This window comes from Mesorhizobium sp. WSM4844 (genome assembly GCF_055811775.1).
The window spans coordinates 57,827-72,724 of record NZ_JBVVQB010000019.1 but is presented as its reverse complement, the minus strand read 5'-3'; the positions used below and the strand labels follow the sequence as shown (position 1 = coordinate 72,724).

Genomic DNA, 14,898 nt, shown 5'->3' with positions numbered 1-14,898 from the left:
GGCAGGTAGAGCCTCGGACCAATTGCCAGTGGTGGCACCGCCCCTCATCCGCCTGCCGGCACCTTCTCCCCGTGAAGAACGGGGAGAAGGGACTGGCCGCCACGCCGGCGATCCCGCTCTCCCCGTTTTTCGCGGGGGTCCGAAGGACGGGCGAGACAAGCGGCTCGCCCTGGAATGGGCAAGGGTGAGGGGCAGCGCAAACGCCTCGGTAAGGGGGACCTGACGATGGGCGAGTATGTGATCAAGCTGCCCGATGTCGGCGAAGGCGTCGCCGAGGCCGAGCTGGTCGAGTGGCAGGTCAAGGTCGGCGATCTCGTGCGCGAGGACGCGGTGCTTGCCGCCGTCATGACCGACAAGGCGACGGTCGAGATTCCTTCGCCAGTCGACGGCGAGATCGTCTGGCTGGGTGCGGAGATCGGCGACACGGTGGCGATCGGCTCGCCCATTGTACGCTTGAAGGTGGCCGGCGAGGGCAATGTGAAGGCAGCTGCGGAGCCGGGCGGCGAGGCGGGCGCCAAGATTACCGACCGCAGTACCCCCACCCCTGGCCCTTCCCCACAAGGGGGAGGGGGACGCGCTTCGGCCGCCGAAGCCAGTGCCAAAGCGGCACCGCACCCGTCCCCGCCCGGAAAAATCACTGAGCATGAGGTTGCATCGGCGACGGAATCCCCCTCCCCCTTGTGGGGAGGGGTTTGGGGTGGGGGTCCTGCGCCCGTCGCCGCGCCGCGTCCCGAAGGTGAAAGGCCGCTGGCGTCGCCGGCCGTCCGCCTCAGGGCAAAGGAGGCCGGCGTCGATCTCCGACAGGTCAGGGGAAGCGGCCCGGCCGGCCGCATTCTCCACGAGGACATCGACGCCTTCCTGGCGCGCGGACCGCAGCTTGCGAAGGTCGCCGGCCTCGCCCGCAACGAGGCCGTCGAGGACATCAAGATCATCGGGCTCAGGCGCAAGATCGCCGAGAAGATGGCGCTGGCCAAGTCGCGCATCCCGCACATCACCTATGTCGAGGAGATCGACGTCACGGCATTGGAGGATTTGCGCGCGGCGCTCAACAAGGAGAAGCGCGGCGGCGTCGAGCGGCCGAAGCTGACGCTGCTGCCGTTCCTGATGCGGGCGATGGTCAAGGCGATCGCCGACCAGCCCAAAATCAACGCGCTGTTCGACGACGAGGCCGGCATCGTCCACCAGCATGGCGGCGTCCATATCGGCATTGCCGCGCAGACGCCTTCGGGGCTGGTGGTGCCGGTGGTCAAGCACGCCGAGGCACGCGACATCTGGGACTGCGCCGCCGAGGTTTTCAGGCTCGCCGAGGCGGCCAGGTCAGGCACGGCGGCGCGCGACGAACTGTCGGGATCGACGATCACCATCACCTCGCTCGGCGCCATGGGCGGCGTGGCGACGACGCCGGTGATCAATCATCCGGAAGTGGCGATCCTCGGCGTCAACAAGATGATGGTGCGGCCGGTGTGGGACGGCACCCAGTTCATGCCGCGCAAGATGATGAACCTGTCCTCCAGCTTCGATCACCGCGTCATCGACGGCTGGGACGCCGCGGTGTTTATCCAGCGGATCAAGACGCTGCTGGAAACCCCGGCGCTGATTTTCGTGGATTGATGAGATGAGAACGGTCGCAAAGGCCCCCTCACCCGGCCTCCGCTTCGCTACGGCCACCCTCTCCCCGAGGGGAGAGGAGGTCTCCAACGCTGGTGCAAGCCTCTTCTCCCCGGCGGGGAGAAGGTGGCCGCGCAGCGGTCGGATGAGGGGGCCCTTCTTCGCCAAAAAGAGCGTGTCGACATGAAGGAAATATCCTGCAAGCTGCTCGTCATCGGCGCCGGTCCGGGCGGCTATGTCTGCGCCATCCGTGCCGGCCAGCTCGGCATCGACACGGTTATCGTCGAGTTCGGCAAGCCGGGCGGCACCTGCCTCAATGTCGGCTGCATTCCGTCCAAGGCGCTGATCCATGCGGCCGAGGAGTTCGAGAAAATCTCGCACATGGCGAGCGGCAAGAGCCCGCTCGGCATTTCAATCGCCACACCGTCGATTGATCTCGAAGCGACCATCGCCTGGAAGGACGGTATAGTTAGCCGGCTTAACAGCGGCGTTGCCGGCCTGCTCAAGAAGGCCGGGGTCAAGACCGTGCATGGCTGGGCGAAATTCCGCGACGGCAAGACCGTCGAGGTCCAGACCGAGACCGGCATGCAGGTCGTCCGCGCCGAGATGGTGGTGATCGCGACCGGCTCGGCGCCGGTCGAGCTGCCGTTCCTGCCGTTTGGCGGTGCGGTGATCTCGTCGACCGAAGCGCTGGCGCTGAGCGAAGTGCCGGAAAGGCTTGCCGTCGTCGGCGGCGGCTATATCGGGCTCGAGCTCGGCATCGCCTTCGCCAAACTGGGCGCCAAGGTGAGCGTGGTCGAGGCCTTGCCGCGCGTGCTGGCGCAATATGATGCCGAGCTGACCCGGCCGGTGGTGAAGCGGCTCACCGAGCTCGGCATCGAGGTGCTTGTCGGCGCCAAGGCCAAGGGCCTGTCGAGCAAGGGCGATGCTCTGCTGGTCGAAACGGCGACCGGCAAGAATAGCAAGATCGCTGCCGACAGGATCCTGGTCACCGTCGGGCGCAGGCCGGTGGTCGAAGACTGGGGGCTGGAGCAGATCGACCTCGATATGGCGGGTAAATTCATCCGCATCGACGACCAGTGCCGCACCTCGATGCGCGGCATCTTTGCCATTGGCGACGTCACCGGCGAGCCGATGCTGGCGCACCGGGCGATGGCGCAAGGCGAAATGGTCGCCGAGATCGTCGCCGGCCACAAGCGCAGCTGGGACAAGCGCTCAATTCCCGCCATCTGCTTCACCGATCCGGAGCTGGTCACCGCCGGCCTGTCGCCGGACGAGGCCAAGAGGCTTGGCGGCGAGATCAAAGTCGGGCTGTTTCCGTTCGCCGCCAACGGCCGCGCGATGACCAAGCTGAGTGAGGATGGCTTCGTCCGAGTTGTCGCCCGCGCCGACAACCATTTGGTGCTCGGCATCCAGGCGGTCGGCCAGGGCGTGTCTGAACTGTCGACGGCGTTTGGCCTGGCGCTGGAAATGGGCGCGCGGCTGGAGGATATCGCCGGCACCATCCATGCCCATCCGACACAAGGCGAGGGTTTTCAGGAGGCGGCGCTGAAGGCGATGGGGCATGCGCTGCATGTTTGAGAGCTGCTAGCGCGATCTTCCTTCTCCCCTTGTGGGAGAAGGTGTCGCCGAAGGCGACGGATGAGGGGTGTTCCAGCTTGGCAATGACGGCATTCCGTCCAACACCCCTCATCCGTCTTGGCGCCGCGCGCCAATCCACCTTCTCCCACAAGGGGAGAAGGAAAGTGGCCACTCACCCCGCAAGCCGGCTAACCATCTCGTGCTGCGCGTAGGCGCTGCCAAAGCGGTTGGCGAGGAACGCGTCGAGCGCGATGTCTTCCTGCTTGATAAAACCCTGCGCCGGCAAGCTGCCGTCGGCCAGCATGTCGAGCACCGCGCAGATGGCGGAGGCGGTGGTGATCTGGATGGCGCTGCGCACCTTGTCGCCGACGCGCTTGGCGTAGATCTTGTTGGCGTAGGTTTCCTGCAGCAGGCGGCCGTTCTTGCGGCCGCTGACGGTGACGAAGACGATGACGACGTCCTGCAGCGTCGCCGGCAGGGCGCTCTCAAAAATGTCTTTCAGCACGTCGCGGCGGTGGCGCAGGCCGAGATCGTTGAGCAGCGCCTTCATGATCGCGGCGTGGCCGGGGTAGCGGATGGTACGATAGTTCAGCGTGCGCACCTTGCCCTTCAGGGTTTCGGCCAGTGTGCCGAGCCCGCCCGAGGTGTTGAACGCCTCGTAGGTGACGCCGTCGAGCGAGAATTCCTCGCGCTCCTCCAGCGGCGGTACCTCGATCAGTTCGCCTTCGACGATCGCCTCGCAAGGCTCGCAATATTCGTTGATGACGCCGTCCGTGCTCCAGGTCAGATTGTAGTTCAGCGCATTCGACGGGTATTGCGGCAGTGCGCCGACCCGCATGCGCACGCTCTCCAGCGTGTCGAAGCGGCTGGCGAGATCATTGGCGACGATCGAGATGAAGCCCGGCGCCAGCCCGCATTGCGGGATGAAGGCGCTGTTGGCGGTACGCGCCAATTGCCTGACGCGCCGGGTCGCGACGACGTCCTCGGTCAGGTCGAGATAATGCACTCCGGCGCTGGCCGCCGCTTCGGCGATGCGCGTGGTCAGGTGGAAGGGCGCGGCGCTGAGCACCGCGAACTTGCCGGCCAGGGCCGCTTCGAGCGTGCCGGCGGCTTCGATGTCGAGTTCCAGCGTCTCGACCGTTTCAGGCAGTTCGGCCGCGCCGAGCTGTGCGGCCGAACGGTCGACGAGGGTTATGTGATAGTCGCCGGTGGAAACCAGCATCTCGGCGATGGTCGAGCCGATCTTGCCGGCGCCGACAATTATGACGTTCTTCATGACAGTTCCCTCGCCTTGCCTTTCACAGAGCGGACAGAATCGCAGCTTGCCTGTCGAAAGGAAGTGTTGAACTGTTCAAAACGAAGTGCCAAATTGGACAGTATGCCGATAAGGTTCGTCGAAAGTGCTTAGCAACGCCGAACAGGCCCTGCTCTCCCTGCTGCGCGCGAATGCGCGCGCCTCGACGGCCGAACTGGCGCGGCGGCTCGGCGTGTCGCGCACGACGGTACAGAGCCGGATCGAGCGGCTGGAACAGCGCGGCATCATCACCGGCTATGGCGTCCGACTTTCACCCGACTACGAACAGGGACTGGTGCGGGCGCATGTCCTGCTCACCGTCACGCCCAAGCTTGCTGACAAGGTGGTGCGCAGCCTGCAGGCGCTGGCGCCGGTGCGGACGCTGCATTCGGTGAGTGGCAATTTCGACATGATCGTCATCGTCGACGCGCCCTCGATCAAGGACCTCGACACGCTTCTCGATGAGATCGGCGCGATGGACGGGGTCGAGCGGACATCGTCGTCGATCATCCTGTCGACGCGGATCGACCGGTGAGTGGCTGGCGGAGCATGGCGCCGCTCCCCTCCTTCCAGAATGCTGCTGCCGGGCAGAACCTTGCGGAAAGTCGGCGGGACAGCGCCCCCCTCCGTCCTGCCCTCTTTGCCAAAACTTGGCATCTCCCCCACTTGGGGGGAGATCGGCAATTTTTGATGCTTCGCCATCGCCTGCGAGGTGCCTGTAATAAAGCAACATTAAGTCCAAAAAAATGTTGCTTTCCAACATGGCCTATATGAGAATTGCGCGGACAGGCCGGTTGAACGAGTGACAGGAGCCGGACACCGATGCAATTTGATCTCCTGCTGAAGGGCGGCCGCCTCATCGATCCGGCATCCGGCCTCGATGCGCAACGCGATCTGGCCATCGCCAACGGCCGCATCGCCGCGATCGATCCCGACATTCCCTTCGAGCGCGCCGCGCGCGTCATCGATGCGACAGGGTCCATCGTCGCACCCGGCCTCATCGACCTGCATAGCCACGTCTATTGGGGCGGCACATCGCTCGGCGTCGACGCCGACCACCTCGCCGCAAAAAGCGGCACCACAACCTTCATCGACGCCGGAAGCGCTGGCGCCGGCAACTTCCTCGGCTTTCGCCGCCACGTCATCGAGCGCTCGAAGGTCCGCATCCTGGCCTATGTCAACATTTCCTTTGCCGGCATTTTCGGCTTCTCGCAGACCGTTTCGGTTGGCGAGTGCAGCGATCTGCGGCTCTGCGAACCGAGCGAGACGGTGGCGGCGGTGCGCGAGCACGCAGACGTGGTCGTCGGCGTAAAAGTACGCTCGGGTCGCCATGCCGGCGGCAGCAGCGGCATCGCGCCGGTCGATCTGGCGCTCGAGGCTGCCGACCAGGCCGGCCTGCCGCTGATGGCGCATATCGACGAGCCGCCGCCAGGCCGTTCGGAAGTGCTGCCGCGGCTGCGCAAGGGCGACATCCTCACCCACTGCTTCCGGCCGTTTCCCAACGCGCCGGTCTTCGCCTCGGGCGCGGTCCGGCCCGACATTTGGCTGGCGCGCGAGCGCGGCGTCATCTTCGACATCGGCCACGGCATGGGCTCGTTCGATTTCTCGGTTGCCAGGGCGATGCTCAGCGAAGGGCTGGCGCCTGACGTGATCAGCAGCGACGTGCATCTCTACTGCGTTGACGGTCCGGCCTTCGACATTCTGGTGTGCATGTCGAAATTGCTGGCGCTCGGCATGCCGCTGGTCGAGGTGCTGCGCGCGGCGACACAACGGCCGGCCGAGACGATCGCAAGGCCCGAGCTTGGCACGCTTAAGGTCGGTGCAGTCGGCGACATCGCGGTGCTGCGGCTGCGTCCGGGCCGTTTTACCTTTGTCGACGCGGTCGGCGCGTCGCTGGTCGCCGAGCAGCGGCTGGTCTCGGACGGCATCGTGATCGGCGGCACCTGGTGGCCGAACGAAGCGGCTAACGATTTTGGCGATACCGACCGCTACGAAGCGCATGCGCATGAGACGCATGTCGATGTGGTGAGCCGGCATTTCGGGCGTGGGTGAAGGCTGGGCGGCTCTTCCTTCTCCCTTGTGGGAGAAGGTGGCCGAGCGAAGTTCGGTCGGATGAGGGGGTGCTCCAGAGAACACCAACGCCTCACTCCGTCCAACACCCCTCATCCGTCTTGGCGCTGCGCGCCAATCCACCGCCCGGGGCGAGTCACGGGCCTCGCCCGCCCTTCGGGCCCCACAAGGGGAGAAGGAGAGGAGCGCTGCTATCCATAGACCGGCGTCGCCATCCCTTCCATCCGCGCCTTGATCTGAAGCGCCACATATTTCGAGTAAAAGCGCGACAGCGCCAGATTGCCGCCGTGGAACCACAGCGCTTCCTGCGCCGTCGGCTTCCACATGTTGCGCAATTCGCCTTGCCATGGTCCCGGGTCGCCTTTCACGCCCGAGCCAATCCCCCAGCACGGCCCGACCTCGTCGGCGACGTCGCGCGAGACGATCGCCGCCACGGTCTCGTTCATCGACTGGTAGCCGGTGCAGGAGATGATTGCGTCGGCCGCCAGTTCGCTGCCGTCGTCGAACAGGATTCCGGTTGGCGTCAGCGACTTGATCTCGACGCCGCTGCGGATGCCGATCGCGCCGTCGATGATCAAATCGGACGCGCCGACGTCGATATAGTAACCCGAGCCGGTGCGGTAGGCCTTCATCAGCAGCCCGGTCTCGTCGTCGCCGAAATCGATGGCGAATCCGGCGCCGCGCAAGCGGTCGTAGAAGGCCGCGTCGCGCGCCTTGATGATGTCGTACAGCGCCCGCTGGGTTTGCGGCAGCAGCGCGAACGGCGTCGAGGCGACGATCATGTCGGCCTTTTCGGTGGTGATGCCGCGGGCCAGCGCATCTTCAGAAAAAATCTCGAAGCCGACCTCCATCAGCGTGTCTGACTTCACCACCGTCGTCGGCGAGCGCTGGATCATGGTCACCGCAGCGCCGCTCTCCCAGAGGTCGACGGCGACATCGTGCCCCGAACTCGCCGCGCCGATGACCGCGACGCGTCTGTCGCGGAATGTCTCGCCGCTAAAATACTGGCTGGAATGCAGGATTTCGCCCTGGAACGCAGCGGCGCCCGGCAGGTCGATCCGCCGCGGCGGGCCATAGGCGCCGGTCGCAAAGACGATGTGTTTTGGCATCAGCGAGATGCGCTCGCCGGCGCGATCGACCTCGACCGTCCAGATTTTTTTGGTTTCGTCGTAGGACGCGCTGATGCATTCTGTGGAGGTCCAGTAATTGAGCTCCATGACGCGCGTGTACATTTCCAGCCAGTCGCCCATCTTGTCCTTGGGCGTGAACACCGGCCAGTTCTCCGGAAACGGGATGTAGGGCAGATGGTCGTACCAGACCGGATCGTGCAGCACGAGCGAGCGATAGCGGTTGCGCCAGGAATCGCCGGCCTGCGCATTCTTCTCGATGACGATGGCCGGCACGCCGAGTTGCCGCAGCCGCGCGCCCAGCATGATGCCGCCCTGGCCGCCGCCGATGACCAGGCAATAGGGCTGCTCACTGGCACCGAGATCACGCGCCTCGCGCGCCCTCGCCTCGGCCCAGGTCTCGCGGTCCGGGTCGGCCTTGTGGCGGACACCCAGCGGCCGCGCCGGTCCCTTGCGCTCCTCAAAACCCTTGAGGTCGCTCATCGCCGTGAACAGCGTCCGGCACCTGCCGTCCTGCAGTCGCATGTTGCCATGGCCCCACGCCGACGACGTCTCGAAGCTGAACCAGGCCTCTATCGTGCCTTCGTGCGAGCTTGCCTCGCCACTGAGCTGCCAGGCGGTCGGCCTGGTCCCCGCCAGAGTGGCGTCCAGCATGTCGCGGATCGCCGCACGGCCTTCCATCGTCTTGATGTTCCAGGTGAAGGTCAGCAGGTCACGCCAGTAGCAATCCTCGACGAACAGATCGGTCGCGGCCGCGGCGTCCCCCGCCTCGAGGGCGCGGGAGAGAGAGGAAAGCCAGCTGGCCGCCTGTTTTGAGGGTGCCATGTCGAGCATGTGTTGTCCTTCTTCCTTTTCAAGTCGGCGCTGCCCCCTCACCCAGCCTCCGCTTCGCTCGGCTGGCCTCTCCCCGAGGGGAGAGGAGGCTGTCGACGCCGGCGCCAACCCTCTTCTCCCCGACGGGGAGAAGGTGGCCGCGAAGCGGCCGGATGAGGGGGGCTTCAATCTCCCAGCGGCTCCATCTCCTTGCCCGTCCTGTGGATCTGGGCGTTGTATTTGATGCGGCGGACGGTTTCGCGGGCCGAGCCGTCGAGCTTGTAGGCTGCCGCCACCGCCATCAGGTCGATCGCGGCCAAAAAGGCGAAGCGCGAGGCGGTCGGCTTCAGCGTGTCGGGATATTCGGGCACCGCCACCGTCAGCCTAACGTCACAGGCGCGCGCAAGCTCGGTATCGGGCGCGGTCACCCCGATCGCATTGGCGCGGTAATGCTTGGCCAGTTCGACGGCCTCGATCACTTCGCGGGTGCGTCCGGTCGCCGAAATGGCGATCACCAGGTCGCCGGGCTTCAGGGTCGAGGCGGTCATCCGCATCAGATAGGGGTCGCATTGGGCGACGACAGTGATGCCGTAGCGGAACAGCCGGTACTGGGTTTCCTGCGCCAGCGCCGAAGAGCTGCCGCCGAGGCCGAACACCGTGACCTGGCGCGCCTTGGCGATGAGCTCGGCGGCCTTCACCAGCTGCGCCGGATCAAGCTGCCGTTCGGCTTCCTGCAGCGCCCGGCGCGCCTCGCCGAACACGGCATTCCAGAACGGCATGCCATTGTCGCCGCTCAGCGGCGGCGGCCTGCTCAGATAGAGCGCGCCGACGACCAGGCTCTGCGCCAGCTTCAGCTTGAAATCGCGCACCCCCTCGCAGCCGATGGCGCGGCAGAACCGGGTCACGGTGGGTTCGCTGACCTCGGCGCGCTGGGCAAGTGCAGCGTTGGAAGCGCCGACCGCGAATTTGACATCGTCGAGCACGACATCGGCGACGCGCCGCTCCGCCGGGCGCAATTCACCGTAAGAATCCTTGACCAGCGAAATGATGTCGGGGATGCGCCTGATATGATCGCGTCCATCCGGGTCGCCGTCCGAGGTCAATCGTGCATGGCCTTCAGCTTCGGTCATGACTCATCCCGCCGTTTGTGGAGCTCGATCTCTATCATGTTTGCGCGGTCGGTTTGCGAAGTATGTAGGAAAGCAACAAGCTTTTCAAGAAATAGAAAAGCTAATTCAAACAACACTGTAGTCGCGATGCAAACGATCCCGATGACTAGAGCCGTGGTCGCCGTTCGACCACAAGTTGGATAGTTACGGGACGCGCGCCTCCCCTTCTCCCACAACAAGGGGAGAAGGAAAGCGTAGCGATGCCCCCCTCAGCCCGTGCGTCGATGCTGATCCGATCCGCTATCCAGCCACGCAATGTCGTCGGGCGAAAGCGCGATGTCGAGGGCCTGCAGGCTGTCCTCCAGTTCGTCGAGCGTGCGTGGTCCGATCAGCGGGACGGACGGGAACGGCTGGGCCAGGACGTAGGCGAGCGCGACATGGATCGGGCTCTTGCCCAGCCGGTTGGCGAGCTCGATCGCCCGGTCGCGGCGGCCGAAATTCTTCTCGGAGTACCAGACACGGACCAGCTCTTCATTGTCACGCTGGTCACGCCCGGCGCGGCCGGTGAAGAAACCCCGGCCCTGGCTCGACCAGGCGAAATTGGGCATCTGCCGGGCGGTCAGCCAGGCTTTCCAGTCATCGCTCGACGAGGTGACGCAACCCGGCCAGATCGGCACCAGCATCTCGGCCAGCGAAAAATTGTTCGAAAGCGCGCCAGGCTTCTGCTTGCCGGTCCGCTCGGCATAGGCAATCGCCTCGTCCATGCGTTCCCTCGTCCAGTTCGAGCCGCCGAACGGACCGCGGATGCGGCCAGCCCTGACCTCCCGGTCCATCGCATCGACGAATTCGTCGACCGGCACGTCGGGATCGTCGCGGTGCATGAAATAGACGTCGACATGATCGGTCTGCAGCCGGTCGAGCGACTGGGTGAGCTGCTTGCCGATCACATCGGGATAGCAGAGCGGGGTGTGCGCGCCCTTGCCGATGACCACCGCTTGCTCACGCACGCCGCGGCTCTTCAACCATTGGCCGAGCAGCGTTTCGGTGTAGCCGCTGCCATAGATGAAGGCGGTGTCGAAGACGTTGCCGCCGGCTTCGAAATAGGCATCGAGCAGGATCATGCCGGAGGAGAAGGTGCGAAAATCCTCGAAGCCGAGCGCCAGGCACGAGGCCGGCCGCGGCAGGCCCGGAATTTCACGCTTCGGGATGGTGGTGCCACCGGAGCGCAGCCGCCGGCCGGAAATGGTGTCGACGCGTTTTTCGGGTTTTTCGATCTCGTATTCGAGCCCGATGGCGGCACGCCATTTGTCGAGCACACGCAGATTGCCGAGACTGTCGGCCCAGCCCATGCCCGGCCAGGCAAACTCCTGCTTTCCGGCCAGGATCGCCTCGCCGGCGGCGTCGACCTCGAAAGCGTAGAGCCAGCGGTCTTCCCTGACCTCGACCACCTCCTCACCGCCTGAACGGATGATGCGGATCTCGCCGGTGCCGCCTTCCCTGCCGCTCGCATACCAGAAATCCGCGACCTCGATGCGGCCTTTGGTACCAAGGATGCGCAGGACATTGTCCTGGGCGAGCGAGATCCCGCAGGAGACTTCCGCGACGATGCCGTTGGGAAAATGCAGCAGCGCCGAAGCCCATTCGTCGACGCCGGACTGGCCGAGATGCGCCGCACCCGCCACCTTGTCCGGCTCGGCGAAAAGCTTTCCCGATGCGGCCCCGGCAATCAGCCGCGCCATCGAAACGGGGTAGCCGCCGACGTCGAGAATGCCGCCGCCGGCGAGATCGTTGGCATAAAGCCGGTGCTCCGGCATGAAGCCAGGCATGGCGAAGCCGAAGCTCGATTTCACCATGCGCACCTCGCCGATTGCGCCGGACCTGACGAGGTCGACCAGCTTTGCCGTCTGCGGATGCAGCCGGTACATGAAGGCCTCGCCGAGAAAGGTGCCGGCCCTGCGCGCTGCATGGATCATCGCGTCGGCCTCGAAAGCGGTGAGCCCCATCGGCTTTTCGCAAAGCACATGTTTTCCGGCCTCGGCCGCCCTGATCGCCCATTCGGCGTGGCTGGGGTGCGGCGTCGAAATGTAGACCGCATCGACGTCCGGATCGGCGAGCAAAGCCTCGTAGCCGTCGAGGATGCGGGCACCAGGGAAGTTTTCAGCGAGGCCTGGTTTGCCGGGATTGCGCGCACCAATGGCGACCAATGTGCCGGTGCGCGAATGGGCGACGCCGCCGGCAAAGGCCTTGGCGATGGTGCCGGGCCCGAGAATGCCCCAGCGGATCTTTTGTGGTTCGGACGTCATTCCTGGATCTCCTTGGGGTCGCCTCGGCGTCGCGAGTTGGTGAAAGAAAAATTGCGAGTCTTGGTGTGCATGGCGTTGTCCCAAACCGCTGCGCAGTTCACGCCCGAGGGCATGCTTTTGGCACTAGCGAATGCGAGCACCTGACTTGTCGAAGAGAAGCGATTGGCCAGCCTTGATCGACACCACCATGTGGTCGCCAGTCGCCCGCTGCCGCGACGCCTCGCGCTCGATGATCAGTTCCTCTGGTCCGGCATTGGCCCCCGGGGCGGCCCCGGCATTGGCATAGACGTAGCTCACCGATCCGAGGTGCTCGGCGACATCGGCCTTGACGGCGATGTCGCAGTCGCCTTCGCCGGCCTCGAAGAAATGCTCCGGCCGCACCCCGAGCACGACCTCGGCGCCGACCGCAGGCGGGGCGCCCGACAGTGGTTTCCGCAGCCGAGCGCCGCCATGGTTGGCGAGTTCGATGACCGTCGCATTGCCGTCGTTGCCGACCACTTGTGCCGCCAAAAAATTCATCTTCGGCGAACCGACGAAGCCGGCGACGAAGCGGTTGGCGGGGTCGTCATAGAGATCGAGCGGCGCGCCGATCTGCTCGATATTGCCGGCGTTGAGCACGACGATTCTGTCGGCCAGCGTCATTGCTTCGGTCTGGTCGTGCGTCACATAGATCATGGTGACGCCGAGCTCCTTGTGCAGGCGCGAGATCTCGACCCGCATCTGCACCCTGAGCTCGGCGTCGAGATTGCTCAGCGGTTCGTCGAACAGGAACACTTGCGGCTCGCGCACGATGGCGCGGCCGATGGCGACGCGCTGGCGCTGGCCGCCCGACAATTGCCGCGGGCGCCGCTTCATCAGCTCGGCGATGCGCAGGATCTCGGCGGCCCGCTTCACCCGCCGCTCGGTGTCGGCTTTCGGGTTGCCGTTCATCCTCAGCCCAAAGCTCAGATTCTGCTCGACGCTCATATGCGGATAGAGCGCGTAGGACTGGAACACCATGGCGATGCCGCGGTCGGCCGGCTCGACATTGTTCACTAGCTTGCCGCCGATGGCGATCTCGCCGCCGCTGATGTCCTCGAGCCCGGCGATCATCCTGAGCAGCGTGGACTTGCCGCAGCCGGAGGGGCCGACGAAGACGACGAATTCGCCGTCATCGACGTCGATGTTCGCGCCGTGAACGATCTCGAAAACGCCGAAGCGCTTGACGACATTTTTGAGTGTGACCGCTGCCATGCTGATCCTATTTGATGGCGCCGGCGGCAATGCCGGCGACGAAATGGCGCTGCAAGAGCACGAACACGACGAGCATCGGCACGGTGAGCATCACGGCGCCCGCCATGATGCCGCCCCACGACACTTTGGTGAGGCCGATCAGTGTGCCGAGCGCCACCGGCGCCGTCATCGCGCCGGGCTTGGAATTGATCAGCAGCGGCCAGAGATAATTGTTCCAGGAGGCAAGGAACAGGATGATGGCGAGCGCCGCCAGCATCGGCCGCGCCAGCGGCAGCGCTACGAACAGGAAGATCCGCCATTCCTTGACCCCCTCGACGCGTGCGGCATCGAACAGATCGCCCGGCATCATCGAGAAGCTCTGCCGCATGAACAGCACGCCGAGCGAATTGAACAGCGGCGGCACGATCAGCGCCACCCAGGTGTTGGCGAGCTTGAAGTCGCGCGCCACCATGATGAATTGCGGGATCAGCACGACAGCATAGGGCAGCGTGATGGTGCCGAGGATGATCGCGACGACGACGCCCTTGCCGAAGAACTGGTAGCGCGCCAGCGCCCAGCCGGCCATCGAGGTGAGCAGCACCGACAGGAACGTATAGGTCACCGCCACCGAGACCGAGATGCCGATGGCGCCGATGAAATTGGTGTCGCGCTGCAGATTGTTGACATTGTCGAGGAAGCTGCCGTGCGGCAAGAGCTCGATGCTGGGGCTGAAAATGCCCCTATCGGGCATGGTCGAGAAGATCACCATCATCCACAGCGGAAACAGCCAGATCAGCGCCAGCGGCGTCAGGAAGAGATGCAGCGCGATGCTGCGTCCCAATCTGGAGGAGGAGCGGCTGGAGGAGGAACGGCTCGAAGCGGAACGTGAGCTCATTTCGGCTCCCTCGTCAGCCACAGTTGCACCAGCGAGATGGCGATCGCCAGCCCGGCCATGGTGTAGGCGATGGCCGAGGCGTAGCCGAAATTGAGCGACCTGAAACCCTGGCGGTAAAGCAGCAGCCCGAGCGTTTCGGTGCCGCCGCCCGGCCCGCCGCGCTCGGTGATCAGGAACGGTTCGGTGAACAGCTGCATGGTGCCGATGATCGACAGCACGGCGCAGAACACGATGATCGGCTTGAGCAGCGGCAGGGTGATGTAGAAGAACTGCTTGAGCTTGCTGACGCGGTCCAGCGTCGCCGCCTCATAGACATCCTGGGGGATGGACTGCAAGCCGGCGAGCAGGATGATGGCGTTGTAGCCGGCCCAGCGCCAGGTCACCGCGATCATGATCACCGCCATCGCCGGGGTGACGTTGGAAAACCAGTCGATACGCGGCAGGCCGACGCTGTTCAGCAGCTTGTTGATGATGCCGTAGTCGAGATTGAACATCAGCCGGAACACCGCCGAATAGGCGACTTCGCCGACCACGACCGGGGCGAAAAAGGCGAAGCGGAACAGGCCACGGGCCTTGAGCAGCGACGAATTGAGCAGCACCGCCATGACGATCGCCAAAGTGATCATCACCGGCACCTGGATGACGAGGATGAGCAGCGTGTTCTTCAAGGCGTTGAAAAAGGCCGGGTCGCCGATCAGCCGGCCCCAGTTGAAGGTCGGCGCGAACCGCCACGGCACGGTGCGCGTCGCCTGGAAGGAGATCAGGAAGGAGTTGATGATCGGCCACAGCCAGAAGATCGAGAAGATCAGCAGATAGGGCGCGAGGAAGCGGTACGCCGTGGCGTTCTGATAGCGCATTCTTTCTCCTTCCTGTCTCGCGCTGGAAC

At 64.8% G+C, this 14,898-nt stretch carries 11 protein-coding genes; 4 read left to right on the top strand and 7 right to left on the bottom strand.

The window, feature by feature from the left end:
• Nucleotides 1-225 precede the first annotated feature (225 nt).
• Both AC0L2A_RS17160 and lpdA read left to right on the top strand, forming a co-directional pair.
• On the top strand, nt 226-1,611 hold the full coding sequence (locus tag AC0L2A_RS17160) for a dihydrolipoamide acetyltransferase family protein (protein WP_473609782.1): 1,386 nt from the start codon (nt 226-228) through the stop codon (nt 1,609-1,611).
• A 180-nt stretch (nt 1,612-1,791) separates the two neighbouring features.
• Nucleotides 1,792-3,189 carry a dihydrolipoyl dehydrogenase gene (gene lpdA / locus AC0L2A_RS17155; protein WP_473609781.1) on the top strand — a complete coding sequence of 466 codons (1,398 nt, stop codon included), beginning with the start codon at nt 1,792-1,794 and terminating at the stop codon, nt 3,187-3,189.
• 172 nt (nt 3,190-3,361) lie between these two features.
• Here lpdA and AC0L2A_RS17150 read toward each other — a convergent pair whose 3' ends face one another.
• Nucleotides 3,362-4,465: a saccharopine dehydrogenase family protein gene (locus tag AC0L2A_RS17150; protein WP_473609780.1), complete on the bottom strand. Its 1,104-nt coding sequence runs from the start codon at nt 4,463-4,465 to the stop codon at nt 3,362-3,364.
• A 124-nt stretch (nt 4,466-4,589) separates the two neighbouring features.
• Between AC0L2A_RS17150 and AC0L2A_RS17145 the strand changes: the two genes are divergently transcribed.
• Nucleotides 4,590-5,018, top strand: a complete 429-nt coding sequence (locus AC0L2A_RS17145; protein ID WP_091592090.1) for an Lrp/AsnC family transcriptional regulator — start codon at nt 4,590-4,592, stop codon at nt 5,016-5,018.
• Nucleotides 5,019-5,305: 287 nt separating this feature from the next.
• Nucleotides 5,306-6,535 carry an amidohydrolase/deacetylase family metallohydrolase gene (locus tag AC0L2A_RS17140; protein ID WP_473609778.1) on the top strand — a complete coding sequence of 410 codons (1,230 nt, stop codon included), beginning with the start codon at nt 5,306-5,308 and terminating at the stop codon, nt 6,533-6,535.
• 209 nt (nt 6,536-6,744) lie between these two features.
• Here the strand turns inward: AC0L2A_RS17140 and AC0L2A_RS17135 are convergent, their stop codons facing one another.
• The 6 genes from AC0L2A_RS17135 to AC0L2A_RS17110 form a co-directional block, all read right to left on the bottom strand.
• Nucleotides 6,745-8,514, bottom strand: a complete 1,770-nt coding sequence (locus tag AC0L2A_RS17135) for a flavin-containing monooxygenase (protein WP_473609777.1) — start codon at nt 8,512-8,514, stop codon at nt 6,745-6,747.
• Between the two features lie 164 nt (nt 8,515-8,678).
• Nucleotides 8,679-9,623: a MurR/RpiR family transcriptional regulator gene (locus AC0L2A_RS17130; protein WP_473609776.1), complete on the bottom strand. Its 945-nt coding sequence runs from the start codon at nt 9,621-9,623 to the stop codon at nt 8,679-8,681.
• A 248-nt stretch (nt 9,624-9,871) separates the two neighbouring features.
• Nucleotides 9,872-11,905, bottom strand: coding sequence for an aldo/keto reductase (locus AC0L2A_RS17125; RefSeq protein ID WP_473609774.1), 2,034 nt, complete (start codon nt 11,903-11,905; stop codon nt 9,872-9,874).
• A gap of 123 nt (nt 11,906-12,028) precedes the next feature.
• Nucleotides 12,029-13,138 carry an ABC transporter ATP-binding protein gene (locus AC0L2A_RS17120; protein ID WP_473609773.1) on the bottom strand — a complete coding sequence of 370 codons (1,110 nt, stop codon included), beginning with the start codon at nt 13,136-13,138 and terminating at the stop codon, nt 12,029-12,031.
• Nucleotides 13,139-13,145: 7 nt separating this feature from the next.
• A complete protein-coding gene (locus tag AC0L2A_RS17115) occupies nt 13,146-14,012 on the bottom strand; it encodes a carbohydrate ABC transporter permease (protein ID WP_023802708.1) in 867 nt (288 codons plus the stop codon).
• Nucleotides 14,009-14,869 carry a carbohydrate ABC transporter permease gene (locus AC0L2A_RS17110; protein WP_473609772.1) on the bottom strand — a complete coding sequence of 287 codons (861 nt, stop codon included), beginning with the start codon at nt 14,867-14,869 and terminating at the stop codon, nt 14,009-14,011. The genes AC0L2A_RS17115 and AC0L2A_RS17110 overlap by 4 nt, the downstream gene beginning before the upstream one ends.
• Nucleotides 14,870-14,898 lie beyond the last annotated feature (29 nt).